Here is a 24573-nt window from a genome sequence, read left to right as displayed (position 1 = left end):
TCTCTCTAGGAGAGAAGTTTTTCTTTTAAAAGGTTAAAATATAAACAAGGTGGGTGGAAATGATGGAGGTAAATAAAAAGGATTTAATTCGCTTATTAGAAACCATCGCGGTTTATATGGAGTTGAAAGGGGAAAATCCCTTCAAGGTATCTGCCTTTCGAAAAGCCGCATCAGCACTTGAATTTGATGATCGCAGCTTATCTGATATCGAGGATTTTACCAAGTTATCAGGAATCGGCAAAGGGACCGCGGCTGTTATTGAAGAATACATAAATGAGGGCACTTCCACAGTATTGAAGGAACTAAAGGAAGAGGTTCCAAAGGGGTTAATTCCGTTATTACAATTACCAGGACTCGGTGGGAAAAAGATTGCTAAGCTCCACAAAGAACTGGGAATTGAAGATGTCACAACCTTAGAAGAAGCCTGCAAAGCAGGGAAAGTCCAAGCACTAGCTGGATTTGGAAAGAAGACAGAAGAAAAAATTCTGAGTGCCATTGCCAATGTGGGCTCAAGGCCAGACAGACTGCCTCTCGCATACATGCTGCCAATTGCTGAGCAGATTGAAGAGAAGCTTGCTGAACTTCCTGAGATTCATAAGTTCTCTCGGGCAGGAAGCTTACGAAGAGTGCGAGAAACCGTTAAAGATCTAGATTTTATTATTTCGAGCGAGCAGCCAGAAAAGGTGAAACAGTTCCTGCTGGAATTACCGAATATAAAAGAAACGATTGGTGCTGGTGATACAAAGGTATCACTCGTTTTTGGATCTGATTATGATGTCTCAATCGATTTTCGAATCGTTAAACCAGACGAATTTATCACGACTCTTCACCATTTTACGGGTTCAAAGGACCACAATGTCCGGATGAGACAGCTTGCAAAAGAGCGTGGGGAAAAAATAAGTGAGTATGGTGTGGAAAATGTGGAGACAGGTGAAATCCTTACTTTTTCTTCAGAGGAAGAGTTTTTCAAGCATTTTGACCTGCCTTTTATTCCGCCTGAAATAAGAGAAGATGGCAAAGAAGTGGAGGATTTTTCTGCCCGCGAAGACTTAATACAGCTTAGTGATATAAAGGGCGATCTTCACATGCACTCAACCTGGAGCGATGGTGCTCATTCGATTGAGGAAATGGTTGAAGCTTGCATTGCAAAGGGATATAAGTACATGGCAATTACTGACCACTCCCAGTATTTAAAGGTGGCAAATGGACTGACACGAGAGCGGTTATTACAGCAAAAAGAAGAAATTAAGAGGTTAAATGAGAAATATGATGATATTCTAATCCTCTCTGGTGTTGAAATGGATATCTTACCAGATGGCACACTAGATTATGAAGACGATCTCCTGGCTGAAATGGACTTTGTCATAGCGTCGATACACTCTGCTTTTTCTCAGCCAAGGGAAAAAATAATGGAACGTCTAAGTACAGCATTAAAAAATGCAAATGTAGATCTAATTGCCCATCCTACTGGCAGAAAAATTGGCCGGCGTGAGGGCTATGATGTTGATATCGATATGCTAATAGAGTTAGCAAAAGAAACGAATACCGCTTTAGAGCTTAATGCCAATCCTAATCGATTGGATCTAAAAGCTGAATATTTACGAAAAGCGCAGGATGCAGGAGTTAAGATATTTATTAATACGGATGCCCATAAGAAAGAAACGCTATCACATATGGGTGTAGGCGTTTCAACAGCAAAAAAGGGCTGGATTAAAAAATCATCGGTGATCAATGCGCTTGAACCGAATGACTTACTAGAGTTTTTGCATAATCGAAAATAGGGGGTTCATCTCCATGCAAGAAAGAACGTTAAAAGTACTGGAATTCACTAAAGTGAGGGATCAGCTCATACAACATGCAGCGTCTTCACTTGGAATAGATAAGTTAAAAAGATTGGTCCCATCTACTGATTTTGAAAAAGTAGTAAAGCTGCAAGCGGAAACAGATGAGGCATCGACCGTATTACGAATAAAAGGAAATGTCCCTTTATCAGGCATTCATGATATTCGTGCCCATATTAAGCGCTCTGTTATTGGGGGAGTGCTTAGTTCCCATGAGTTGATACAGGTAGCTAGTACCATTCATGCAAGCAGGCAAATGAAGCGATTTATTGAAGATATTGCCGAAGAAAGAACCGAAATTCCGATTCTATTGGAACAAGTTGATAGGATTATCATTTTAGCTCATTTGGAAGAGTCCATTCGACATGCCATCGATGAGAGCGGGGAAGTCCTCGATAGTGCGAGTGATCTGCTGCGAACGCTAAGGCACCAGCTGCGCTCGAACGAAGCACGTGTGCGTGAAAAGTTAGAAAGTATGATTCGCTCCTCGAACGCTGCAAAAATGTTGTCAGATTCTATTGTCACGATACGTAATGATCGCTTTGTTATTCCCGTTAAACAGGAGTATCGCGGTCACTATGGGGGAATTATCCATGATCAGAGTTCATCAGGTCAAACGCTATTTATTGAACCGCAAGTCATCGTCCAACTAAACAATCAATTACAGGATATACGAGTAAAAGAACAGCTGGAGATTGAAAGAATTTTAACAGAGCTTTCTGCAAAGACTGCTGAATTTGAGTCAGAGCTGCAAGTAATTGTTGAGATTCTGGCCAATCTTGATTTTATTTTTGCAAAGGCAAGATATGGACGTAAGATGAAAGCAAGTATGCCGATCATGAATAATGAAGGACGAATCGCCTTATATAAAGCCAGACACCCGCTAATCCCGATGGATGAGGTGGTCGCCAACGATATTTTGCTTGGAAAGGATTATACGACGATTGTTATAACCGGACCCAATACAGGCGGTAAAACCGTTACCTTAAAAACCCTTGGATTGTGTTCATTAATGGCACAGTCTGGCTTACAGGTTCCTGCCTATGATGGCTCAGAGCTTGCTGTATTTGATGCCATTTATGCTGACATTGGTGATGAACAGTCAATTGAACAAAGCTTAAGTACCTTTTCTTCCCACATGGTTAATATCGTGGATATTTTGGAGAAGGTTGATTATAATTCTCTGGTCCTTTTCGATGAGCTTGGTGCAGGTACAGACCCGCAGGAAGGTGCTGCACTTGCGATTTCCATCTTAGATGGGGTGCACCATCGAGGAGCACGAGTAATTGCAACAACACATTATCCAGAATTAAAGGCATATGGCTATAACCGCGAAGGTGTTCTCAATGCCAGTGTAGAATTTGACGTCGAAACCTTGAGCCCAACTTATAAGCTGCTCCTTGGTGTACCAGGACGAAGCAATGCGTTTGAAATTTCAAAACGATTAGGTTTAAGCGATACTGTAATTCAAGCGGCAAGATCTCATGTCAGCGAAGATACGAATCAAATCGATAAGATGATTGCCTCACTCGAAAGCAGCAAGCGTCAAGCAGAAATCGAACAGGAAGAAGCACGTGATTATTTAAGACAGGCAGAAAAGCTCCATCAGGACATGCAGAAGCAGATGATCGAATTTTATGAGAACAAAGACTCAATGCTTGAAAAAGCGGCTGAACAAGCTGGTGAAATTCTTGAAGAAGCAAAGAGTGAGGCAGAAAAGGTTATTCGTGACCTTCGTAAAATGAGGATAGAAAAGCAGGCAGATATTAAGGAACATGAATTAATAGATGCAAAGCGACGTCTTGAAGACGCAACACCAGAAATAAGTAAATCCGTCAAACAAATTAATAAGAAAAGTAAGAAGCATACCTTCACGCCTGGTGATGAAGTGAAAGTCCTGACTTTTGGACAAAAGGGTACACTTCTTGAAAAAGTGTCTGATAACGAATGGCAGGTACAAATCGGGATCCTGAAAATGAAGGTGAAAGAAAAGGATTTAGAGTATATCAGCACACCAAAGCCAGTAGAAACAAGACCGATGGCCATTGTTCAAGGCAGAGACGCAGATGTAAAGCTGGAGTTAGATTTGCGCGGAGAAAGATACGAAGCAGCACTCCTAAGAGTGGAAAAATATATAGATGATGCGTTATTATCAAACTATCCTCGTGTATCGATTATTCACGGGAAAGGCACGGGCGCATTAAGACAGGGAGTCCAGGAGTATTTACGAAATCACCGTTCTGTTAAGAAAATTCGCTTTGGAGAAGCAGGTGAGGGCGGTTCTGGTGTTACCGTGGTCGAATTTAAATAATATCAATATTCGGGGAGAATAGGGAATGAACCAGTTTTGGGATAACGTGTATATTCAAAGTGCTGCCAATTATAGCGTAGTTATACTATGTGTGGTTCTCTTTTTAGCCATTTTTGAATTAGTAACGAAATATAAAAATTGGGAAGAAATCCAAAAGGGCAATATCGCTGTAGCTATGGCTACCGGAGGGAAAATATTTGGGATTGCCAACATTTTTCGCTATTCCATTGAACAAAATGATTCTTTGGTTACGATGATTAGCTGGGGAGTATTTGGCTTTGTGCTATTACTGGTTGGATACTTTATCTTTGAATTCCTAACACCTAAATTTAACATTGACGATGAAATAAAAAATGATAATCGCGCGGTTGGATTCATTGCTATGATTATATCAATCGGCTTATCCTTTGTAATAGGTGCGGGAATATCGTAAGGGGAGATTAAACGTGGAGACATTAGCGAAAGTACTTCTTGGATTATGCGCATTGTTTTTGCTAATTGGCTTGGGGTATATGATATTTTAAGTTGAAATCATCGCTGAACCTTCAGCGGTGATTTTTTTGTATTGTGATATGGTGAACAATGGTTGTTATTTCAATTGTTTAAAGAGTCTGACTATACTATAATGAAAGGGAAGGGGAAAAAATTACAATCGAATAAAAAGGAGGGTTAATAATGTATGATTCTAAACCGTGGCTCACTTCTTACCCCGAGGAAATTCCTGCAGAACTGGAATTTCGAAAAGAACCTGTTCAGCAGTATTTAGTAGATGCAGCAAAAAACTTCCCTGAAAAAACGGCCATCCATTTTATGGGGAAGGAAATGACGTATAAAGAGCTTTACCACGAATCATTGTCTTTTGCCAGTTATCTTCAGCAAATTGGTATTGCAAAAGGTGACCGAGTTGCCATTATGCTTGCTAATACACCACAATCAGTCATAAGTTATTTTGGAATCCTAATGGCTGGGGCGATTGTGGTTCAAACCAATCCGTTATATACCGAACGTGAACTTGAATACCAAATGAAGGACTCCGGAGCAAAGGCGATCATCACACTCGACATCCTCTATCCGCGCGCTACTAAGGTGATGCCGCAAACAGATTTGCAGCATATAATTGTAACCGCTATCAAAGACTATCTGCCATTTCCAAAAAATTTAGTTTATCCTTTTATCCAGAAAAAGCAATATGGAATTGTCGTGAATGTTAAACATGAAGGCAATACTCACTTATTTAAAGAAATCGTAAAAATAAAGCCTCTAAAACTCGTAGAATATGACTTTGATTTTGAAGAAGATGTAGCACTTCTACAATATACAGGAGGTACAACCGGTTCTCCCAAAGGGGTTATGCTGACTCATCGGAATTTAGTGGCTAACGCTTCCATGTGTACGGCTTGGCTATACAAATCAAAACCGGGTGAAGAATCAGTCCTAGGCATTGTACCGTTTTTCCACGTCTATGGGATGACCATTATCATGATATTATCGGTCATGCAGGCGTATAAGATGATTATATTGCCTAAGTTTGATGCTCTCACTACTTTAAAAACGATTCAAAAACAACGACCTACCCTGTTTCCTGGTGCACCAACCATCTATATCGGTCTATTAAATCATCCTGACCTGAAAAAATATGATTTATCGTCAATTGATTCCTGTCTCAGCGGCTCTGCTCCACTCCCTATTGAAGTTCAAGAAGAGTTTGAGGGTGTTACAGGCGGGAAACTCGTTGAAGGATATGGATTAACAGAATCTTCGCCGGTTACCCATTCCAATTTCTTATGGGATCGTGAACGGGTAAAAGGCAGTATTGGTGTACCATGGCCGAATACAGAGGTAAGAATTGTCTCAATGGATAATGGTGAATTGATGCCAGTGGGTGAAATTGGAGAAATTATCATTAAAGGTCCGCAAGTGATGAAAGGCTATTGGAATCGTCCTGAAGCAACGGAGGAAACCCTTCAAGATGGCTGGTTATACACGGGAGACCTTGGCTATATGGATGATAAAGGCTATTTTTATGTAGTCGATAGAAAGAAGGACATGATTATTGCGGGTGGGTTTAATATTTATCCAAGAGAAATCGAGGAGGTATTATATGAGCATCCAGATGTTTTAGAAGCGGTTGCTGCAGGAATACCTGATCCATACCGTGGTGAAACCGTTAAAGCATATGTTGTGTTAAAAGAAGGCTCAGAGATTACCCCGGAAGATTTGAATCATTATGCTAGAAAATATTTAGCGGCCTATAAGGCACCAAGATTATACGAATTTAGAGAAGAATTGCCGAAAACAGCTGTAGGCAAGATTTTAAGAAGAACACTTGTAGAAGAAGAGATGATAAAAATAGAGGAAGAAAACAAAAAACATGCCTAAAAGCTGCACTTCTTTTTTTTTTGCATAGTAGAGCTTGTCTATATAGAAATAGTAAAGTAATATAAAAATGTCTTTGTGATTCTTGACAGAAAGACAATTAAAAATTATTATAAAAATATGAATGATTATTCATTCATATTTTTCTTTTTTTAAAATTACAATTTACTTTCTTCGGGAGGAGGGGGAATTATTATGAAAAAAAACAAGCCAAAATACATGCAAATCATTGATGCAGCGGTAATTGCTATAGCAGAAGTTGGTTATCATCAGGCGCAGGTTTCGAAAATTGCCAAGCAGGCAGGTGTCGCAGATGGTACCATTTATCTTTATTTTAAAAACAAAGAAGACATTCTCATCTCACTCTTTGAAGAAAAAATGGGAAGCTTAATTGAAAAAATAGATGAAATGATAGCAGGAAAAGAGACGGCGGCGGCGAAGTTATATATGATGATAGAAGCTCATTTTCGAAACCTTTCCGATGATCACCACATGGCAATCGTCACACAGCTTGAATTACGTCAATCAAATAAAGAGCTGCGCTTGAGAATAAATAATGTTCTTAAAGGCTATTTGCAGGTGATAGATAAAATCATCATCGAAGGAAAAGAAACGGGAGAGTTTTCAAGTGACCTCGATGTCCGTCTTGCCAGGCAGATGATTTTCGGTACGATGGATGAAACCGTTACAACTTGGGTTTTGAATGAGGAAAAGTATGATTTAGTTGCACTCGCTAAACCGGTCCATCAGTTATTGATTAAAGGCTGTGGAAATCATTAAATTGTTGAGTGTAAGAGAAGGAGGGAAACGAATGGAAAACTTAAAATGGTCTTATCAAGAGGGGATTGCGACAATCACCATTCAACGTCCACCGGCAAATGCCCTCTCACAAGGGCTGCTAAGAGAACTGTCGGCTGTTCTAGACGAAATTGAACCTAATCGTGAAATTAAGGTGATTGTCCTTCATGGGGAAGGGCGTTTCTTCTCAGCGGGTGCTGATATTAAGGAATTCACCACAGTTTCTTCTTCTGAAGGATTTGCAAATCTTGGTACATATGGTCAAGATTTGTTTGACCGAATGGAGAAATTCCCAAAACCGATCATTGCCGCAATTCATGGTGCCGCACTAGGCGGCGGTTTAGAACTGGCAATGGCATGTCATATCCGTTTAGTGGGTGAAAATTCTAAGCTGGGCCTTCCAGAACTGCAGCTTGGATTAATCCCTGGATTTGCTGGAACACAGCGTCTCCCTAAATATGTTGGTGTAGCGCGTGCTGCAGAGATGCTGTTTACGTCTGAGCCAATCAGTGGAATGGAAGCGGTTCAATTTGGCTTAGCGAACCATGCTTATCCGGAGAATGAAGTTTTTGAACAAGCACTTAAATTGGCAGGTAAGATTGCCAAGAAGAGCTCAGGTTCATTGAAAGCGACCATTCAATTATTAAATTATGCAAAAAATCAGGAGTTTTACGAAGGTTCTAAAAAAGAAGCAGAGCTGTTTGGAGAAATATTTGTTTCGAGTGATGCACAAGAAGGAATTCAGGCATTTATTGAAAAACGAGAGCCTCATTTTAAAGGGTGAGTAACTTTTATCGACGAACGATAGAAGTTCATAATAAATTTTTTTACTATAAATTTTCTTAATCTTTGAAACAAAAAAAATGTTTTGCATTCATAGGAGGGAAATCATGAACATTTATGTACTTTTGAAAAGAACGTTTGATACAGAAGAGAAGATTACGATCTCTGGCGGAAAAATCAGTGAGGATGGTGCCGAGTTTATCATCAATCCTTACGATGAATACGCAGTCGAAGAAGCAATCCAAGTCCGCGACGCTAATGGCGGTGAAGTAACGGTTATTTCAGTAGGAACAGAAGAATCTGAAAAACAATTACGCACAGCACTCGCTATGGGAGCCGACAAAGCGGTATTAATTAATACAGAAGACGATGTGGAAAATGGTGATCAATTCACTACATCCAAAATCATTGCTGAATATCTAAAAGATAAAGAAGCAGACCTAATTATCGGTGGAAATGTAGCGATTGACGGCGGCTCTGGTCAAGTAGCTCCACGTGTTGCTGAATTGCTTAACATTCCATATGTTACAACTATTACGAAGCTTGAAATTGATGGAACAACTGTAACAGTTACGCGTGACGTTGAAGGTGACTCTGAAATCATCGAAACAAGCCTGCCTTTATTGGTGACTGCTCAACAAGGTTTGAACGAGCCGCGCTACCCATCACTGCCAGGAATTATGAAGGCAAAGAAAAAGCCGCTGGATGAATTAGAATTAGACGACCTTGATTTAGAAGAAGACGATGTTGAAGCAAAAACAAAAACCATTGAAATTTACTTACCGCCTAAAAAAGAAGCTGGAAAAGTCTTATCTGGAGAATTAAATGATCAGGTAAAAGAACTCGTTCAACTTCTTCATACAGAAGCTAAAGTAGTTTAATTGAACTTACTGGCACGTAAACATCAGAATGAAGATTCTGTTCAGACAAAAATGATTCGCAGGAGGGTAAAGGAATGACTAGAAAAGTATTAGTATTAGGGGAAACGCGTGACGGTTCGTTACGAAATGTATCATTCGAAGCAATTGCTGCTGCAAAGACAGTAGCAGAGGGCGGAGAAGTAGTTGGAGTTTTAATCGGAGAAAATGTTAGCGCTTTAGGAGCAGAGTTAATCCAATACGGTGCTGACCGAGTGGTTGTTGTAGAGGATGCAAAGTTAAAGCAATATACATCTGATGGTTTTGCGCAAAGCTTGCTTGCTGTCATTGAAAAGGAACTCCCAGAAGGTTTAATTTTAGGACATACTTCCCTTGGAAAGGACCTTTCACCAAGGATTGCTGCAAAGCTGGCATCTGGCTTAATTTCTGATGCAACCTCTATTGAGGTAGCTGGGGGAAATGTTGTCTTTACTAGACCTATCTATTCTGGTAAAGCATTTGAAAAGAAAATCGTAACGGACGGGTTACTTTTTGCAACAGTAAGACCTAACAATATTGCACCTCTTGAAAAAGATGAGAGCAGAGCTGGTGAGGTTGCCTCCCTATCCGTTGAAATTAAAGACCTTCGTGCCATTATTAAAGAAGTGGTTAGAAAAGCAACTGAGGGTGTAGATTTAAGTGAAGCGAAAGTCGTTATCTCTGGCGGACGCGGTGTGAAGAGTGCAGAAGGCTTTGAACCACTTAAAGAATTAGCAAATGTATTAGGCGGTGCTGTTGGTGCTTCTCGTGGAGCCTGCGATGCTGACTATTGTGACTACTCCTTACAAATCGGACAAACGGGTAAGGTTGTAACACCTGACCTATACATCGCTTGCGGTATTTCTGGAGCAATCCAGCACTTAGCAGGGATGTCTAACTCTAAGGTAATTGTTGCGATTAACAAAGATCCAGAAGCTAATATCTTTAAAGTAGCAGATTACGGAATCGTTGGTGACTTATTTGAAGTAGTCCCACTTTTAACAGAAGAGTTTAAAAAACTTAAAGTTCACTCATAATATGAAATGCGGAGGCGACTTGCCCAGAAACGAGAAAACTGGAGGCTCGCACAAAGAAGCGCGCTTTTTGCTTCTTTTGTGCGAGGTGAAGTTTCGCGAGTTTCTAGGAGCCGAAGCTGGACAATATTAGGGCGAGCAGTAGCAAACTGCTCGCTTTTTCTAATACAATAAGCCGGAATACTTACTGTATTTTAGGGAAAATTATTGCGAGACAGATTATTAGCATGATGGTTTAAACAATGCTATACTTTCGTTGTATTTAGTATTCATTAGGAGGCAAAATAAATGGCTATTTCAAATGTAACAGATGCAAATTTCTCTGCTGAAACAGGCTCTGGCCTTGTACTTGCAGATTTCTGGGCACCATGGTGCGGACCTTGTAAAATGATCGCTCCCGTTCTTGAAGAACTTGATTCAGAAATGGGCGACAAAGTTAAAATCGTAAAATTAGATGTAGACGATAACCAAGAAACTGCTGCAAAATACGGCGTTATGAGTATCCCTACACTTCTAGTTTTCAAAAATGGCGAAGTAGTTGACAAAGTTGTCGGCTTCCAGCCTAAAGATGCTTTAGCAGGTGTATTAGAAAAGCACGCATAAGCATAAATGACCTTAGCTAGGATCGTTCTAGCTAAGGTTTTTTATTTTTGGAAAAAGAATCAGGCTTTTCTTTATCGGCGCTATGATTTAAAATTTTAAGATAGATAAAGACGGAGAGGAGCAGCTGGAATGAATGAAAATATCAAACAAAAATTGACTCTGCTGCCTGATCAGCCTGGCTGCTACTTGATGAAAGACCGTCAGGGAACGATCATTTATGTCGGCAAAGCTAAAATCTTAAAGAATCGTGTCCGGTCTTATTTTACCGGCTCGCACGACGGAAAAACGCTGCGACTCGTCAATGAGATTGAGGACTTCGAATATATTGTCACCTCGTCCAATATTGAGGCACTATTACTCGAATTAAATTTAATTAAAAAATACGACCCAAAATATAATGTCATGCTGAAGGATGATAAAACCTATCCATTTATTAAATTGACTGCGGAAAGACATCCAAAGCTAATCATCACAAGAAAAGTTAAAAAGGATAAAGGTAAGTACTTTGGTCCTTATCCAAACGTCATGGCTGCAAATGAAACAAAAAAGCTCCTAGACCGGATTTACCCATTACGAAAATGTTCAACCCTTCCTGACCGGGTTTGCTTGTACTACCATTTAGGACAGTGCCTGGCACCATGTGTCAATGAAGTACATGAAGAGCAATACAAACAAATGACAGACGAAATTACCCGCTTCCTAAACGGCGGTTATAAAGAGATAAAAAAAGAACTGACGGAGAAAATGTCCAGCGCTTCTGAGGAGCTAGATTTCGAACGTGCGAAGGAATTCCGGGACAAGATTATTCATATCGAAACGATAATGGAAAAGCAAAAGATCACGATGACCGATTTTACTGATCGTGATGTGTTTGGCTATGCAGTCGATAAGGGCTGGATGTGTGTTCAAGTTTTCTTCGTACGCCAAGGAAAACTAATCGAACGTGATGTTTCCATGTTTCCAATTTACAATGAACCTGAAGAAGAGATTCTCACTTTCCTTGGTCAATTTTACGAAAAATCGAATCATTTCAAGCCAAAGGAAATTCTCATTCAGGATGAAGTTGACTTAACCATAGCGGAGCAGCTTCTTCAAGTGAAAGTACTAAAGCCGCAGCGTGGTCAGAAAAAAGATTTGATTAAAATGGCAATCAAAAATGCAAAAATTGCACTGAATGAGAAATTTTCGCTGATTGAAAAGGATGAGGTTCGAACCATCAAAGCTGTTGAGAATCTTGGAGAGCTTATGGGTATTTATACCCCTCACCGAATTGAGTCTTTCGATAATTCTAATATTCAGGGGACAGACCCGGTATCTGCTATGGTTGTATTTATCGATGGGAAGCCGAATAAGCGTGAGTATCGAAAGTATAAGATAAAATCGGTGGTAGGTCCTGATGATTATGAATCGATGCGTGAAGTCACCAGAAGGAGATATTCAAGAGCCCTCAAAGAGGAATTGCCACTTCCGGACTTAATTATTATTGATGGTGGAAAAGGACATGTGGAGGCTGTCAGAGACGTTCTAGAGAATGAACTAGGCTTGGATATTCCACTGGCTGGATTGGTGAAAGATGATAAGCACAAAACGTCTAATCTGTTATATGGGAATCCGCTTGAAATTATCCCGCTTGGCAGAAACAGCCAAGAGTTTTATTTATTACAAAGAATTCAAGATGAGGTTCACCGTTTTGCGATCACCTTTCACCGTCAAACCCGCGGAAAAAGCGCATTTCAATCGGTGCTGGATGATATTACAGGTGTAGGTGAAAAACGAAAAAAACAATTATTAAAGGAATTTGGTTCGGTGAAGAAAATGAAAGAAGCCACATTTGAAGAGTTTAGAGCACTGGGTATTCCAGCTCCTGTAGTGGAAGAATTAATGAAAAAACTTCAATCCTAGTGATTGTCAGAATAATGGCACTATGCTATAATGAGTAAAAATTATATTACTATCACTTTTTTATACTAAAGTGAAGGTAGAGGTGCGAGCTTCAATAGTAATGATTCTGAGAAGGATGAGCTTCTGGGAAGAATCATGAAAGGGGATGTTCGCCGAAGTGAAGAAAGTCTCATTTCTTTCTTTGCTGGTCCTGTATTGAATAAATGCCGGATTGTCAAGATGTCATGTCTTGGAGAGCTATCTTACATTGTAGAACGCAGAATTTTTTTTGTGTATTTAAGCAATGAGATGCCCTCTCATTGCTTTTTATTTTTTTTGCGGGGAAAACTATAATGATAGCTAAACCTATAACTGAAAGCAGGGGAAACGATGGGTTTAATTGTTCAAAAGTTTGGCGGCACTTCAGTCGGAAGTGTAGAGAGAATACTTAATGTAGCACAGCGGGTAAAAGTGGAAACTGATCAGGGGAATCAGGTTGTAGTGGTTGTTTCAGCGATGGGAAAATCAACTGATCAGCTGGTGAATCTAGCGAAAGAAATTTCTGGACAGCCAAATAAACGTGATATGGATATGCTGTTGAGCACAGGTGAACAGGTGACGATAGCCTTATTATCAATGGCTCTGAATGAGCAGAAGCTTCCAGCCGTATCGTTTACTGGGTGGCAGGCTGGAATTGTCACAGAGCCTATCCATGGAAATGCCCGCATTACAACGATAAATACAGATGCTGTAAAAAATCAGCTGGCATATGGAAAAGTGGTGATTGTCGCAGGATTCCAAGGGGTTACCGAAAATGGCGAGATTACAACTCTGGGTCGAGGCGGTTCTGATACGACAGCGGTGGCGCTTGCTGCTGCGCTAAAGGCTGATAAATGCGATATTTATACAGATGTAACTGGAGTTTTCACGACTGACCCAAGATATGTGAAGAGTGCGCGTAAATTAAAATCAGTGTCTTATGATGAAATGCTTGAGCTTGCCAATTTAGGAGCAGGTGTCTTGCACCCAAGAGCAGTAGAATTTGCGAAAAACTATCAGGTACGACTTGAAGTTCGCTCAAGTTTGGAGAGAGTAGAAGGAACAGTGATTGAGGAGGAAGCATCAATGGAACAAAACCTTGTAGTCCGTGGCGTGGCATTTGAAGATGAAATTACTAAAGTGAGCGTGTTAGGTCTTACCAATTCTTTAACAAGTTTATCAACAATCTTCACAACTTTAGCTGAGAACCATTTAAACGTAGATATTATCGTTCAAAGCACAACAGAAGCAGAAACAGCAAATCTTGCTTTCTCGATTAAAACGGATGACCTTTTAGAGACGTTAAATGTCCTTGAAAATAACAAGGATGTCCTGAATTATGATCAGCTTGACGCTGAAAATAAACTGGCGAAGGTTTCCATCGTTGGATCCGGAATGATTTCAAACCCAGGTGTCGCAGCTAAAATGTTTGAAGTACTGGCTGCCAACCAAATTCAAATTAAAATGGTCAGCACCTCAGAAATAAAAGTCTCAGCAGTAGTCGAAGAAAAACACATGCTAAAAGCAGTAGAAGTCCTGCACCAGGCATTTGGTCTAAATAGCGAAGCATAAAAAAGTATCCTTGGAGGAAACCCTCCAAGGAATACTTTTACCCTGACTGTCCGCCTGAGGTGGACAGTGTCCACGGATGGTGACAGGCACCAAAAGACGGATGGTGACAGGCACCAAAAGAAGAGCGACACCAAAATAACAACATTAAATTGTGTCTTTTCGATCCCATTTGACGGTGAATTGGACTTTGTTTGCTTTTTTTACTGGGTGTTCGAAGGCTTCGGCGATGACTTGTTTTTGATGTTGGATTTGCTCAGCTAGGAAGCCTGCTTCGATTTGGAAGTAGTGTTCTGCTTTTGATTTGACTCGAGAAACGATTAGCGGGCTGACTAGTTCAAATTCGATCTCATCTTTTCGCTCTTTTTTTATTTCGAGCTGTCCCCATGAGGCTCTAGTAAAGAATTCAATGATGTCATCAAAAGTGTTTAATGGGTGTTTACGAGCTAGACTTTTTCCAGCCCAATACAGAATTTCTGGAGTGTCTTTGCCTAAAACTTCTGGCAATACAAATTCTCTGATCAGCTCGTAACCAAATAGTGAAATATTTCTTGATTCATCCGATTGTAAATTAAGTTCGACGGCAGTACTTTCATTCATAAATAGCTTCCCCTCTTTCTACCATTCTATTATATACAATTACGGCTTTAAGTAAGAACACTTTTTATGGAGTGTAGTGTAAAGCGTTAGAGTGGTGAAGGATTGTTATCTTGCAATACAATAGCCTATCTTTCATCATAATTTATGGTTCCCAATTAACAACATGGGCTATGGAGAAAATTGAATTTTTCATTGTAATACTACTGGATTTAATACTAGATAATTCCATTTTCAAGCAAAGAAACTTTTAATTTATTATAATATCAATATATTTTAAAAATTTTATTTTTATCCAACTTTTGTGTATACGTTTTCTTGACGCTACTACCTGATGGGAGTAAAATGGACATGTCACATATTTGTCACACTGGTGCTAAGTTTAAATTCTATTTATAAAAAGTAGTGTAAAAAGGCTTAACATCATGTTAAAAATTCAAGGGGGGTTAATTATGGCGGGGAATCGAGAGTTTTTGAATCGAAGATTGCATTCATTACTAGGAGTAATTCCAATCGGAGTATTCCTAATGCAGCATCTAGTAGTCAACCATTTTGCTACAGAAGGGGCTGAGTCCTTTAACAAAGCTGCAGATTTTATGGGGAACCTTCCGTTTAGAATTGTCCTAGAAACTGTAATTATTTATTTACCAATCTTATTTCATGCAATCTATGGGCTTTATATTGCATTTACAGCAAAAAACAATGCTGGAAAATATGGATTTTTCAGAAACTGGATGTTCCTATTACAGCGTGTCTCAGGTGTCATTACGTTAATCTTTATTACATGGCACGTATGGCAAACTCGCGTTGCAGCTGCATTTGGTGCTCATGTTAACTATGACATGATGGCTGATATCCTATCTTCACCATTCATGCTTACTTTTTATTTGATTGGTGTTATTTCAACTATTTTCCACTTTGCAAACGGATTGTGGTCATTCTTGGTTAGCTGGGGTATTACAGTTTCACCTCGTTCTCAAGTAATTTCTACATATTTTACAATTGGCGTTTTTGTGATTCTTTCAATTGTAGGAATTAGAACAATTTTAGCTTTTGTTTAAAAATTAACATCATACTCTGTGTTGAAAAATATCGGATTTTGGATTAAGGGAGTGAGTCACAATGAGTAAAGGTAAGGTGATTATAGTTGGCGGCGGTTTAGCCGGCTTAATGGCAACGATCAAGGTTGCAGAATCAGGAACACCTGTAGAATTATTTTCACTTGTTCCAGTTAAACGTTCCCACTCCGTTTGTGCTCAAGGTGGTATTAATGGAGCAGTAAATACAAAAGGAGAAGGAGATTCTCCGTTTATTCACTTTGATGATACCGTTTATGGTGGAGATTTCCTTGCTAACCAGCCTCCAGTTAAGGCGATGTGTGAAGCGGCACCGGGAATTATTCACTTAATGGACCGTATGGGTGTTATGTTTAATCGTACTCCTGAAGGACTATTGGATTTCCGTCGCTTCGGCGGAACACAGCATCACCGTACTGCATTTGCTGGTGCAACAACTGGTCAACAGCTTCTATATGCGTTGGACGAGCAGGTCCGCCGTCATGAAGTTGCTGGATTAGTTACAAAGTACGAAGGCTGGGAATTCTTAGGTTCAGTTGTCGATGACGATGGTGTTTGCCGTGGAATCGTTGCACAAAATTTAACTTCTATGGAGATTAGATCCTTTGCTGGGGATGCGGTTATCCTAGCAACTGGAGGCCCTGGAATTATCTTCGGAAAAACAACGAACTCTGTTATTAATACAGGTTCTGCAGCATCTATCGTATATCAACAAGGTGCTTATTATGCAAATGGTGAGATGATCCAAATTCACCCTACTGCCATTCCTGGTGATGATAAACTTCGTTTAATGAGTGAATCAGCACGTGGAGAAGGCGGACGAGTTTGGACATATAAAGACGGAAAACCTTGGTATTTCCTAGAGGAAAAATATCCTGCCTATGGAAACCTAGTACCTCGTGATATTGCTACACGTGAAATATTCGACGTGTGTGTTAATCAAAAACTAGGGGTTAACGGCGAAAACATGGTATACCTCGATCTTTCACACAAGGATCCACATGAATTGGATGTTAAACTTGGCGGAATTATCGAAATCTATGAGAAGTTCACTGGAGATGATCCACGTAAGCTTCCGATGAAGATCTTCCCTGCTGTTCACTATTCAATGGGCGGACTATGGGTTGATTATGATCAAATGACAAACATTCCAGGTCTGTTTGCAGCTGGAGAATGTGATTTCTCTCAGCATGGTGCGAACCGTTTAGGAGCTAACTCCTTATTGTCTGCGATCTATGGTGGAATGGTCGTTGGACCAAACGCTGTTAAATATATCAAAGGACTTGAAAAGAGTTCTGACGCTGTTTCTTCAACTGTTTTCGATCGTCATGTTAAAGAACAGGAAGATAAGTGGAATTCTATTATGTCTTTAAATGGTACAGAAAATGCGTATGTACTTCATAAAGAGCTTGGTGAGTGGATGACGGATAATGTTACTGTTGTTCGCTTTAATGACAAGCTCCTGAAGACAGATGAAAAAATTCAAGAGCTTTTAGAGCGCTATAAAAAAATTAATATCAATGATACATCTAAATGGAGCAATCAAGGGGCAGTTTTCACTCGTCAGTTAGAGAATATGCTTCAATTAGCCCGTGTTATTACAATTGGTGCTTATAACCGTAATGAGAGCCGTGGTGCTCATTACAAGCCAGAATTCCCTAAACGTAATGACGAAGAATTCTTAAAAACAACAATGGCGAAATTTGTTGATAGTTCATCTGCACCGGCTTTCCATTATGAGGAAGTTGACGTTTCATTAATTAAGCCACGTGAACGCGATTATTCAAAAAGTCATTAAGGGGGAGTAGAATAGCATGTCTGAAAATAAAACAGTAAAATTTATTGTTACCCGTCAAGATAGCCCAGATTCTGCTCCATATGAAGAGGAGTTTGAATTAGCCTATCGTCCGAATATGAACGTAATTTCTGCATTAATGGAAATTCGTAGAAATCCTGTCACCGCAAAAGGACAAGGTACGACACCAATTACTTGGGATAGTAACTGTCTTGAGGAAGTTTGTGGAGCATGTTCAATGGTTATTAACGGCAAGCCGCGTCAATCATGTTCGGCTCTTGTCGATCAATTAGAGCAGCCAATCCGTTTAGAACCGATGAAAACTTTCCCTGTTGTACGCGACCTTCAGGTTGACCGCAGCAGAATGTTCGATGCATTAAAGAAAGTAAAAGCTTGGATTCCAATCGATGGAACGTACGACTTAGGACCTGGTCCTCGTATGCCAGAGAAAAAGCGTCAATGGGCTTATGAGCTTTCAAAATGTATGACTTGTGGTGTTTGTCTAGAGGCTTGCCCGAATGTGAACAGCAATTCAAGCTTTATTGGGCCTCAGCCACTTTCACAGGTTCGTTTATTCAATGCACATCCAACTGGTGAAATGAATAGAGCTGAACGCTTAGAAGCCATTATGGGTGATGGTGGACTAGCTAACTGTGGTAACTCACAGAACTGTGTCCAGTCATGTCCGAAAGGAATTCCATTAACTACATCGATTGCAGCATTAAACCGTGACACCACGTTCCAAGCATTTAGAAACTTCTTCGGAAGTGACAATGTATAATTGATTCTTACAACCTTCTTTTCTATTATGAAAAGGAGGTTTTTCTATTCGGAGGCTAGGACTTTTGAACACCCATTTGGTATACTAATAGTAAGAATTTTTATCAGTACGGATAAAAGGATGGTATATGAGGGTGAAAAAGCTTCCGTTAATAATGATTTCCGCAGGAATAATTGTCATTGGATTTGGAGTTTGGCAAATCGTGGAGACTAATTTTCAAACTGATGCTTCACTAAAAGAAGCAAAAAGAATTGTAGCAAAGGCCGAATCTAACTATGATGAGGAAGAACCTTTTAAGAACCCCAAAAAAATCGATCCGCCTAAGTTTGGCGACACAGTAGGGTTGTTGAAGATACCAAAGATTGAAGCGGAATTGGCGATTGTAGAAGGAACGGACCCTAATGATTTAAAAAAGGGAGTCGGGCATTACAAGGGTTTCTATTTTCCTGCAGAGAACGGTCAGATTGTCTTATCCGGCCATCGTGATACTGTTTTTCGACGTTTAGGTGAACTAGAGCCTGGAGATATCTTTGAAGTACAAATGCCAAATGGTAAATTCAAATATGAATTAACGAAGACAAAGATTGTTGATGCAGAAGATCGGACCATCATTACCCTGCAGAATACGAAGGAAGAATTAATTGTTATTACCTGTTATCCATTCCGTTTTGTCGGAAACGCTCCAGAGCGTTATATCATTTATGCTAAACCCATTTAAAGTCCTTATGAAGGGGCTTTTTTTATTTTGATAAAATTATTCTTCTTCAGTAATTCTAGTCACTACAGTTGTGACATTCACATATGATATCGTGACTAAATATATACCCACCCACGGTTCATAACTGGCGAAGGCAAGGAGGGTCACAATACTTGAAGGAGAATGAATATACTCACAAGCCGTTACTCACCAAACGTGAAAGAGAAGTATTCGAACTCTTAGTACAGGATAAAACTACTAAGGAGATCGCTGGTGAATTATTTATAAGCGAGAAGACGGTTCGAAATCATATTTCCAATGCCATGCAAAAGCTTGGTGTAAAGGGGCGTTCACAAGCAGTTGTAGAGCTCCTTCGTATGGGAGAGCTAGAACTTTAATCATGACCGGCTTCCTAAGGGAGCCGGTTCATGTTTTTATAAGGATTTATCATATGAATCAACATGTATTTTGTAAAGAGATAGATTCCAGCTTGAAATTTTAGCGAAAAAAGTAGAAAATAAGAGCAAGATTATGAAGCGCTAATTCTGCGAAATCATGGCAAAGGGACGTCTCGTATAGGAGTGTTATAGAATGACTGTCGAAAATTCACAAAAGATTAGCGATGAAATTGTCGCGAGAATAGAAAAGGACTTACGTTATATTTCAGGAATTATTAAGCAAAAGGGCAGAGAAATGCTTAGTCATTATAAAATTACTCCGCCGCAATTCGTAGCACTGCAATGGCTTTTTGAGGATGGTGATATGACCATTGGAGAGCTGTCTACTAAAATGTATTTGGCCTTCAGTACGACGACAGACCTTGTAGACCGGATGGAAAAAAATCAACTGGTTGTCCGGGTGAAGGATCCTAAGGATCGCCGTGTCGTCAGAATTCACCTCCTTGAAGAGGGCGAAAGAATAATAGATGAAGTTATTAAGAAACGACAAGTTTACTTAGAGGAAGTTTTAGCCAACTTCTCCTCAGAAGAAGTTCAACAACTTCAAACCAATTTAATGAAACTGCATCAAGAAATGCGTTAAAGTAGAGGCGAGAATTTTGAAACAACCAATTGGTGTCATAGATTCTGGAGTTGGTGGATTAACGGTTGCGAAAGAGATCATGAGACAGCTTCCGAATGAGAAAATTATTTATTTGGGAGATACGGCCCGGTGTCCATACGGCCCAAGACCTCTAAAGGAAGTTAAAAAATTCACTTGGGAACTGACTACATTCTTGTTAGAGAAAAATATAAAAATGCTCGTTATTGCCTGCAACACGGCAACGGCAGCGGTTCTTGATGAAATTAGAAATGAGTTAAGGATTCCAGTTCTCGGAGTAATCTACCCTGGAGCACGAGCTGCTATCAAGCGCACAAAGAACTATCGAGTTGGAATAATTGGGACTGAAGGAACCATCAAAAGTGGTGCTTATGAGAAAGCGTTAAAAGCGCTAAACAGCCGTTTATATGTAACAGGACAAGCTTGCCCAAAATTTGTTCCTCTTGTTGAGAGTGGGGAATATGACGGGGAATTAGCGGAGAGAATCGTCGTCGAAGCGCTAAAGCCGCTGCAAAATAAAAATTTAGATACACTAATCCTTGGCTGTACCCATTACCCTTTACTCGAACCACTAATTCAAACAGTGATGGGCGAAAAAGTTAATGTCATCAGTTCTGGGGATGAAACGGCAAGGGAGATTAGTGCAATTCTTCACTATAATGGGATCCTCGAAACAGATGAGGACGTAGCTGAACATGATTTTTACACGACAGGTTCGAAGTATATTTTTTCAAAGATAGCTTCTCAGTGGCTTGGTGTACCCAATATTAATGTCAATAAGATTAAATTATAATTAAGCTCCCTTTACAGGAGCTTAATTTTTTTTGAAAAAAATGAAAGAATGTCCTATTTTCTTTTCCAAAGACGGTCTAATTAGTTTAATAGGCTCGTATACATGATAGTACAAACTGTCTTAGGAGGGAAAAAATATGTCAAAAAATAAAGTGAAACCCCTTGTTACAGCCGTTTTTGCTTCAACACTTCTATTATCGGGGTGCGGTTTGTTCGGGAAAGAAGTCCAGAAAAAAGTTGATCCGCCAAAACAGGTAACAGTAACCGATACTACCCCAACTAAGGAAACCACTGGTAAGAGTGAAGAAGTCGAAGGAACAGTGAAAACAGAGTTATACTTAATTAATAAAGATGGGTTAGTAGTACCGCAAACATTAACGCTGCCGAAAACAACCTCTGTAGCGAAGCAAGCATTAGAACACTTAGTTGCTAATGGACCAGTTACAGACATGCTTCCAAATGATTTCCGTGCTGTCTTACCAGAAGAAACTCAAATTTCAGTTAACATTAAAGATGGTGTTGCGGTGGTCGACTTCTCGAAGGAGTTTAAGAATTACCAGCCTGAGGATGAAAGGAAAATTCTCGAATCTATCACATGGACGCTTACCCAATTTGACACAATAGAGAAGGTAAAGCTTCAAATGAATGGACATGAATTAACGGAAATGCCTGTTAACGGCACACCAATTAGTGAAAATCTATCAAGAGCAACTGGAATCAATATTGATACTGCTGGCGTAATGGATATCACGAACACGAAGCCAGTAACCGTCTATTATATCGGCGGTGAAGAAGATTCGTACTATTATGTACCTGTAACAAAGCGGGTAAATACGAGTGAGAAAAATAATATTGTTGCGGTCGTAAATGAATTGGTGAAAGGACCAAATGCAAAGTCTAATCTTGCTTCAGAGTTTATGCCTGACGTGGAGCTTCTAGAGGCACCAAAAGTTGAAGATGGAAAAGTTACCTTGAACTTTAATGAATCCATCTACGGAAGCTTTGAAGAAAAAATTGTTTCTCAGCATTTACTAAACGCACTTGTCCTTTCATTGACTGAGCAAAATGGAATTGAAAGTGTTGCCGTAACAGTAGATGGCAAGGCTGATTTGGTAAATGATAAAGGTGATAAATTATCTGAACCAGTTACTCGCCCAGAAAAAGTCAATACAGGTAGTTTTTAAAAATGTATTTTTGATATACTATATAGTGACAATTAGGGAGGTAGCCTTAAGGCCGCCTCTTCTTTATTTGGGTTAGAAAAACATGTGGGAATCTTACAACAAGGAGGAAATAATATGCGAGTTGATGGCAGGGAGTCATTCCAATTAAGACCAATACATATTGAAACAAATTATTTAATGCATCCAGAAGGATCTGTCCTTATTTCTGTGGGGAATACAAAGGTAATTTGCACAGCCAGCATTGAGGAGAGGGTTCCACCTTTTATGCGCGGTGAAGGAAAAGGCTGGATTACTGCCGAATATTCCATGCTGCCACGAGCTACGGAAACAAGAAATATTCGTGAGTCTTCAAAAGGGAAAGTTACCGGAAGAACAATGGAAATCCAGCGTTTAATTGGACGTGCTTTAAGAGCAATCGTTGATTTATCTGCATTAGGAGAAAGAACCGTGTGGATTGATTGTGATGTAATTCAAGCGGATGGCGGAACAAGGACCGCTTCCATTACAGGAGCATTTGTCGCGATGGCGATTGCCCTTCATCGACTTGGTGAAAAAAAGAATATGAAGTTTCCGATTATAGATTACTTAGCGGCCACCAGTGTCGGAGTTTTAAAAAATAACGAAACGGTTCTTGATTTGAATTATGCAGAAGATTCCAAAGCACAAGTAGATATGAATATCGTGATGACGGGAAATGGGGAATTCGTGGAATTACAGGGAACCGGCGAAGAATCCACCTTCTCTTATCAGCAGCTTCAAGATATGCTGGGTGCAGCTCAAGAAGGACTAATGGAGCTGTTTGAACACCAAAAAACTGCATTAGGAGAAGAAATTACGGCAAAAATCGAAGCAAGACGAAAGAAATAAGGGGATATGGAGTATGAAGGAAGTTATTATTGCCACCAAAAATCCAGGTAAGGCTAGAGAATTTGAACATATTTTTGCTCCAAGAGGGATTGAAGTCAAGACACTGCTTGATTACCCTGAAATGGAGGATGTAGAAGAAACAGGTACCACTTTTGAAGAGAATGCAGCATTAAAAGCAGAAGCTGTTTCGAAGCAATTAAATAAAATGGTGATTGGCGATGATTCCGGCTTAATCGTGGATGCGTTAGAAGGCAGACCTGGGATTTATTCAGCGCGTTATGCGGGTGAAGAGCCAAAGGATGATCAAAAAAATCTTGAAAAGGTTCTAAATGAACTACAGGGAGTTTCTGAAGAAAATCGTACCGCTCGATTTTATTGTGCCCTTGCTGTAGCGTGGCCAGGCAATGAGACAATCACTGTGTATGGGACTTGTGAAGGACGAATTCTAGAAGAACAAAGGGGAACAAATGGATTTGGTTATGACCCCGTCTTTTATGTACCGGAAAAAGCCTCTGCAATGGCAGAACTATCTTCGGATGAAAAGAATAAAATAAGTCATCGTGCCAATGCATTGAAAAAGCTTGAGGGTATCTTAGATTCTATCGTGGAAAGAGCGGATTAATCATGAGTAAGGTTCTTGTTGTTAGTGATAGCCATGGTTTAACGAGAGAGCTCGAGGTATTAAGGGAGCGGAATTTGGGCGAAGTGGATTTAATGATTCATTGCGGTGATTCCGAAATGATGCCTGACGAAAAAGTGATGAATGGTTATTTGACTGTGAAGGGAAATTGCGATTTTGGCAGCTATCCATTAGAAACAACAACTGAGATTGCTGGCAGAAAGTTCTTCATAACACATGGTCACAAGTATTCGGTAAAGTCATCATTAATTAACTTACAATACAAAGCAGCCGAGGTTGGTGCAGATATCGCCTGTTTTGGACATTCTCATTTATTGGGAGCGGAAGTTATTGGGGGTACGTTGTTTTTGAACCCTGGCAGCATACGCTTGCCACGGGAACGCATCGAAAAAACCTATGTGATTCTTGAATTACTGGATGAATCGGTCAAAATGTCTGTATATGATATTAATGGACAGGAACTTAAGGATTTGGCATTTGAATTTAACTTGCCAAAAAAATGAGGGGAGATTAATTTTCCCCCTGTTAGGTATTTGGAGTGACCCAAATGATACTTATGAAAGCATTTGGGTCACTCCAGACTATCTGCATTGTCCCAAATGCAATTTCTGAAAGGACATCGGTCACTCCAGACTGCCTGGAACGCCCCAAATGCAATTTCTGAAAGGGAATCGGTTACTCCAGACTGCCTGGAACGCCCCAAATGCAATTTCTGAAAGGACATCGGTCACTCCGGGCTGCCTGGAATGCCCCAAATGCAATTTCTGAAAGGACATCGGTCACTCCAGACTGCCTGGAACGCCCCAAATGCAATTTCTGAAAGGACATCGGTCACTCCAGGCTGCCTGGAATGCCCCAAATGCAATTTCTGAAAGGGCATCGGTCACTCCAGGCTGCCTGGAATGCCCCAAATGCAATTTCTGAAAGGACATCGGTCACTCCAGACTATCTGCA

23 protein-coding genes and 1 riboswitch are annotated in these 24573 nt (G+C 40.0%); of the genes, 22 read left to right on the top strand and 1 reads right to left on the bottom strand.

Annotated elements, in window-relative coordinates:
- Positions 1-62 precede the first annotated feature (62 nt).
- The 11 genes from polX (at position 63) to MLOOGBEN_RS19665 (ending at position 14134) form a co-directional block, all read left to right on the top strand.
- Positions 63-1781: a DNA polymerase/3'-5' exonuclease PolX gene (gene polX / locus MLOOGBEN_RS19715; protein ID WP_179160146.1), complete on the top strand. Its 1719-nt coding sequence runs from the start codon at positions 63-65 to the stop codon at positions 1779-1781.
- 13 nt (positions 1782-1794) lie between these two features.
- Positions 1795-4152 (top strand): endonuclease MutS2, encoded by a 2358-nt coding sequence (locus MLOOGBEN_RS19710; RefSeq protein ID WP_179159989.1) that lies wholly within the window; start codon positions 1795-1797, stop codon positions 4150-4152.
- 25 nt (positions 4153-4177) lie between these two features.
- Positions 4178-4585, top strand: coding sequence for a DUF350 domain-containing protein (locus MLOOGBEN_RS19705; protein ID WP_179159988.1), 408 nt, complete (start codon positions 4178-4180; stop codon positions 4583-4585).
- Between the two features lie 242 nt (positions 4586-4827).
- Positions 4828-6531: a long-chain-fatty-acid--CoA ligase gene (locus MLOOGBEN_RS19700; RefSeq protein ID WP_179159987.1), complete on the top strand. Its 1704-nt coding sequence runs from the start codon at positions 4828-4830 to the stop codon at positions 6529-6531.
- A 192-nt stretch (positions 6532-6723) separates the two neighbouring features.
- Positions 6724-7308: a fatty acid metabolism transcriptional regulator FadR gene (locus tag MLOOGBEN_RS19695; RefSeq protein WP_179159986.1), complete on the top strand. Its 585-nt coding sequence runs from the start codon at positions 6724-6726 to the stop codon at positions 7306-7308.
- Positions 7309-7339: 31 nt separating this feature from the next.
- The gene (locus tag MLOOGBEN_RS19690; RefSeq protein WP_179159985.1) at positions 7340-8110 is read left to right on the top strand and encodes an enoyl-CoA hydratase; all 771 of its coding nucleotides are present in this window, start codon (positions 7340-7342) and stop codon (positions 8108-8110) included.
- A gap of 106 nt (positions 8111-8216) precedes the next feature.
- Positions 8217-8990 carry an electron transfer flavoprotein subunit beta/FixA family protein gene (locus tag MLOOGBEN_RS19685; protein ID WP_179159984.1) on the top strand — a complete coding sequence of 258 codons (774 nt, stop codon included), beginning with the start codon at positions 8217-8219 and terminating at the stop codon, positions 8988-8990.
- 74 nt (positions 8991-9064) lie between these two features.
- The gene (locus MLOOGBEN_RS19680; RefSeq protein ID WP_179159983.1) at positions 9065-10042 is read left to right on the top strand and encodes an electron transfer flavoprotein subunit alpha/FixB family protein; all 978 of its coding nucleotides are present in this window, start codon (positions 9065-9067) and stop codon (positions 10040-10042) included.
- A 285-nt stretch (positions 10043-10327) separates the two neighbouring features.
- Positions 10328-10642 (top strand): thioredoxin, encoded by a 315-nt coding sequence (gene trxA, locus MLOOGBEN_RS19675; RefSeq protein WP_179159982.1) that lies wholly within the window; start codon positions 10328-10330, stop codon positions 10640-10642.
- 129 nt (positions 10643-10771) lie between these two features.
- Positions 10772-12544 (top strand): excinuclease ABC subunit UvrC, encoded by a 1773-nt coding sequence (gene uvrC / locus MLOOGBEN_RS19670; RefSeq protein WP_179159981.1) that lies wholly within the window; start codon positions 10772-10774, stop codon positions 12542-12544.
- Between the two features lie 69 nt (positions 12545-12613).
- Positions 12614-12792, top strand: a riboswitch (Lysine riboswitch).
- A gap of 121 nt (positions 12793-12913) precedes the next feature.
- Positions 12914-14134, top strand: coding sequence for an aspartate kinase (locus MLOOGBEN_RS19665; RefSeq protein ID WP_179159980.1), 1221 nt, complete (start codon positions 12914-12916; stop codon positions 14132-14134).
- Between the two features lie 144 nt (positions 14135-14278).
- Here MLOOGBEN_RS19665 and MLOOGBEN_RS19660 read toward each other — a convergent pair whose 3' ends face one another.
- Positions 14279-14731, bottom strand: coding sequence for a YslB family protein (locus tag MLOOGBEN_RS19660; protein WP_179159979.1), 453 nt, complete (start codon positions 14729-14731; stop codon positions 14279-14281).
- 449 nt (positions 14732-15180) lie between these two features.
- Here MLOOGBEN_RS19660 and MLOOGBEN_RS19655 point away from each other — a divergent pair, with 449 nt between their 5' ends.
- The 11 genes from MLOOGBEN_RS19655 (at position 15181) to MLOOGBEN_RS19605 (ending at position 24122) form a co-directional block, all read left to right on the top strand.
- The gene (locus MLOOGBEN_RS19655) at positions 15181-15789 is read left to right on the top strand and encodes a succinate dehydrogenase cytochrome b558 subunit (protein ID WP_179159978.1); all 609 of its coding nucleotides are present in this window, start codon (positions 15181-15183) and stop codon (positions 15787-15789) included.
- A gap of 61 nt (positions 15790-15850) precedes the next feature.
- Complete coding sequence (sdhA, locus tag MLOOGBEN_RS19650; RefSeq protein ID WP_179159977.1) at positions 15851-17602, top strand: succinate dehydrogenase flavoprotein subunit; 1752 nt, start codon at positions 15851-15853, stop codon at positions 17600-17602.
- Between the two features lie 16 nt (positions 17603-17618).
- Positions 17619-18380, top strand: coding sequence for a succinate dehydrogenase iron-sulfur subunit (sdhB, locus tag MLOOGBEN_RS19645; RefSeq protein WP_179159976.1), 762 nt, complete (start codon positions 17619-17621; stop codon positions 18378-18380).
- Positions 18381-18507: 127 nt separating this feature from the next.
- Entirely contained in the window at positions 18508-19098 is a 591-nt protein-coding gene (locus MLOOGBEN_RS19640; RefSeq protein WP_179159975.1) for a class D sortase, read from the top strand.
- Positions 19099-19250: 152 nt separating this feature from the next.
- Positions 19251-19475 (top strand): spore germination transcription factor GerE, encoded by a 225-nt coding sequence (gene gerE / locus MLOOGBEN_RS19635; RefSeq protein WP_009796032.1) that lies wholly within the window; start codon positions 19251-19253, stop codon positions 19473-19475.
- Positions 19476-19668: 193 nt separating this feature from the next.
- Positions 19669-20118 (top strand): MarR family winged helix-turn-helix transcriptional regulator, encoded by a 450-nt coding sequence (locus MLOOGBEN_RS19630; protein WP_179159974.1) that lies wholly within the window; start codon positions 19669-19671, stop codon positions 20116-20118.
- A 16-nt stretch (positions 20119-20134) separates the two neighbouring features.
- Positions 20135-20929 (top strand): glutamate racemase, encoded by a 795-nt coding sequence (gene racE, locus MLOOGBEN_RS19625; RefSeq protein WP_179159973.1) that lies wholly within the window; start codon positions 20135-20137, stop codon positions 20927-20929.
- 136 nt (positions 20930-21065) lie between these two features.
- Entirely contained in the window at positions 21066-22112 is a 1047-nt protein-coding gene (locus MLOOGBEN_RS19620) for a GerMN domain-containing protein (protein WP_179159972.1), read from the top strand.
- Positions 22113-22226: 114 nt separating this feature from the next.
- On the top strand, positions 22227-22979 hold the full coding sequence (rph, locus tag MLOOGBEN_RS19615; RefSeq protein WP_179159971.1) for a ribonuclease PH: 753 nt from the start codon (positions 22227-22229) through the stop codon (positions 22977-22979).
- Between the two features lie 13 nt (positions 22980-22992).
- Positions 22993-23601: an XTP/dITP diphosphatase gene (locus MLOOGBEN_RS19610; protein ID WP_179159970.1), complete on the top strand. Its 609-nt coding sequence runs from the start codon at positions 22993-22995 to the stop codon at positions 23599-23601.
- Positions 23602-23603: 2 nt separating this feature from the next.
- Positions 23604-24122, top strand: a complete 519-nt coding sequence (locus tag MLOOGBEN_RS19605) for a metallophosphoesterase family protein (RefSeq protein ID WP_179159969.1) — start codon at positions 23604-23606, stop codon at positions 24120-24122.
- The last annotated feature ends 451 nt before the right edge of the window (positions 24123-24573 follow it).

The organism is Bacillus sp. EB106-08-02-XG196 (assembly GCF_013396335.1).
Classification (GTDB): Bacteria; Bacillota; Bacilli; order Bacillales; family Cytobacillaceae; genus Neobacillus.
This window is presented reverse-complemented; position numbering and strand designations above follow the sequence as displayed.

Bases quoted from the DNA above. Each gene is read 5' to 3' on its own strand.
- polX (WP_179160146.1), top strand. From the start codon at position 63: ATGGAGGTAAATAAAAAGGATTTAATTCGCTTATTAGAAACCATCGCG.
- MLOOGBEN_RS19710 (WP_179159989.1), top strand. From the start codon at position 1,795: ATGCAAGAAAGAACGTTAAAAGTACTGGAATTCACTAAAGTGAGGGAT.
- MLOOGBEN_RS19705 (WP_179159988.1), top strand. From the start codon at position 4,178: ATGAACCAGTTTTGGGATAACGTGTATATTCAAAGTGCTGCCAATTAT.
- MLOOGBEN_RS19700 (WP_179159987.1), top strand. From the start codon at position 4,828: ATGTATGATTCTAAACCGTGGCTCACTTCTTACCCCGAGGAAATTCCT.
- MLOOGBEN_RS19695 (WP_179159986.1), top strand. From the start codon at position 6,724: ATGAAAAAAAACAAGCCAAAATACATGCAAATCATTGATGCAGCGGTA.
- MLOOGBEN_RS19690 (WP_179159985.1), top strand. From the start codon at position 7,340: ATGGAAAACTTAAAATGGTCTTATCAAGAGGGGATTGCGACAATCACC.
- MLOOGBEN_RS19685 (WP_179159984.1), top strand. From the start codon at position 8,217: ATGAACATTTATGTACTTTTGAAAAGAACGTTTGATACAGAAGAGAAG.
- MLOOGBEN_RS19680 (WP_179159983.1), top strand. From the start codon at position 9,065: ATGACTAGAAAAGTATTAGTATTAGGGGAAACGCGTGACGGTTCGTTA.
- trxA (WP_179159982.1), top strand. From the start codon at position 10,328: ATGGCTATTTCAAATGTAACAGATGCAAATTTCTCTGCTGAAACAGGC.
- uvrC (WP_179159981.1), top strand. From the start codon at position 10,772: ATGAATGAAAATATCAAACAAAAATTGACTCTGCTGCCTGATCAGCCT.
- MLOOGBEN_RS19665 (WP_179159980.1), top strand. From the start codon at position 12,914: ATGGGTTTAATTGTTCAAAAGTTTGGCGGCACTTCAGTCGGAAGTGTA.
- MLOOGBEN_RS19660 (WP_179159979.1), bottom strand. From the start codon at position 14,731: ATGAATGAAAGTACTGCCGTCGAACTTAATTTACAATCGGATGAATCA.
- MLOOGBEN_RS19655 (WP_179159978.1), top strand. From the start codon at position 15,181: ATGGCGGGGAATCGAGAGTTTTTGAATCGAAGATTGCATTCATTACTA.
- sdhA (WP_179159977.1), top strand. From the start codon at position 15,851: ATGAGTAAAGGTAAGGTGATTATAGTTGGCGGCGGTTTAGCCGGCTTA.
- sdhB (WP_179159976.1), top strand. From the start codon at position 17,619: ATGTCTGAAAATAAAACAGTAAAATTTATTGTTACCCGTCAAGATAGC.
- MLOOGBEN_RS19640 (WP_179159975.1), top strand. From the start codon at position 18,508: ATGAGGGTGAAAAAGCTTCCGTTAATAATGATTTCCGCAGGAATAATT.
- MLOOGBEN_RS19630 (WP_179159974.1), top strand. From the start codon at position 19,669: ATGACTGTCGAAAATTCACAAAAGATTAGCGATGAAATTGTCGCGAGA.
- MLOOGBEN_RS19620 (WP_179159972.1), top strand. From the start codon at position 21,066: ATGTCAAAAAATAAAGTGAAACCCCTTGTTACAGCCGTTTTTGCTTCA.
- rph (WP_179159971.1), top strand. From the start codon at position 22,227: ATGCGAGTTGATGGCAGGGAGTCATTCCAATTAAGACCAATACATATT.
- MLOOGBEN_RS19610 (WP_179159970.1), top strand. From the start codon at position 22,993: ATGAAGGAAGTTATTATTGCCACCAAAAATCCAGGTAAGGCTAGAGAA.
- MLOOGBEN_RS19605 (WP_179159969.1), top strand. From the start codon at position 23,604: ATGAGTAAGGTTCTTGTTGTTAGTGATAGCCATGGTTTAACGAGAGAG.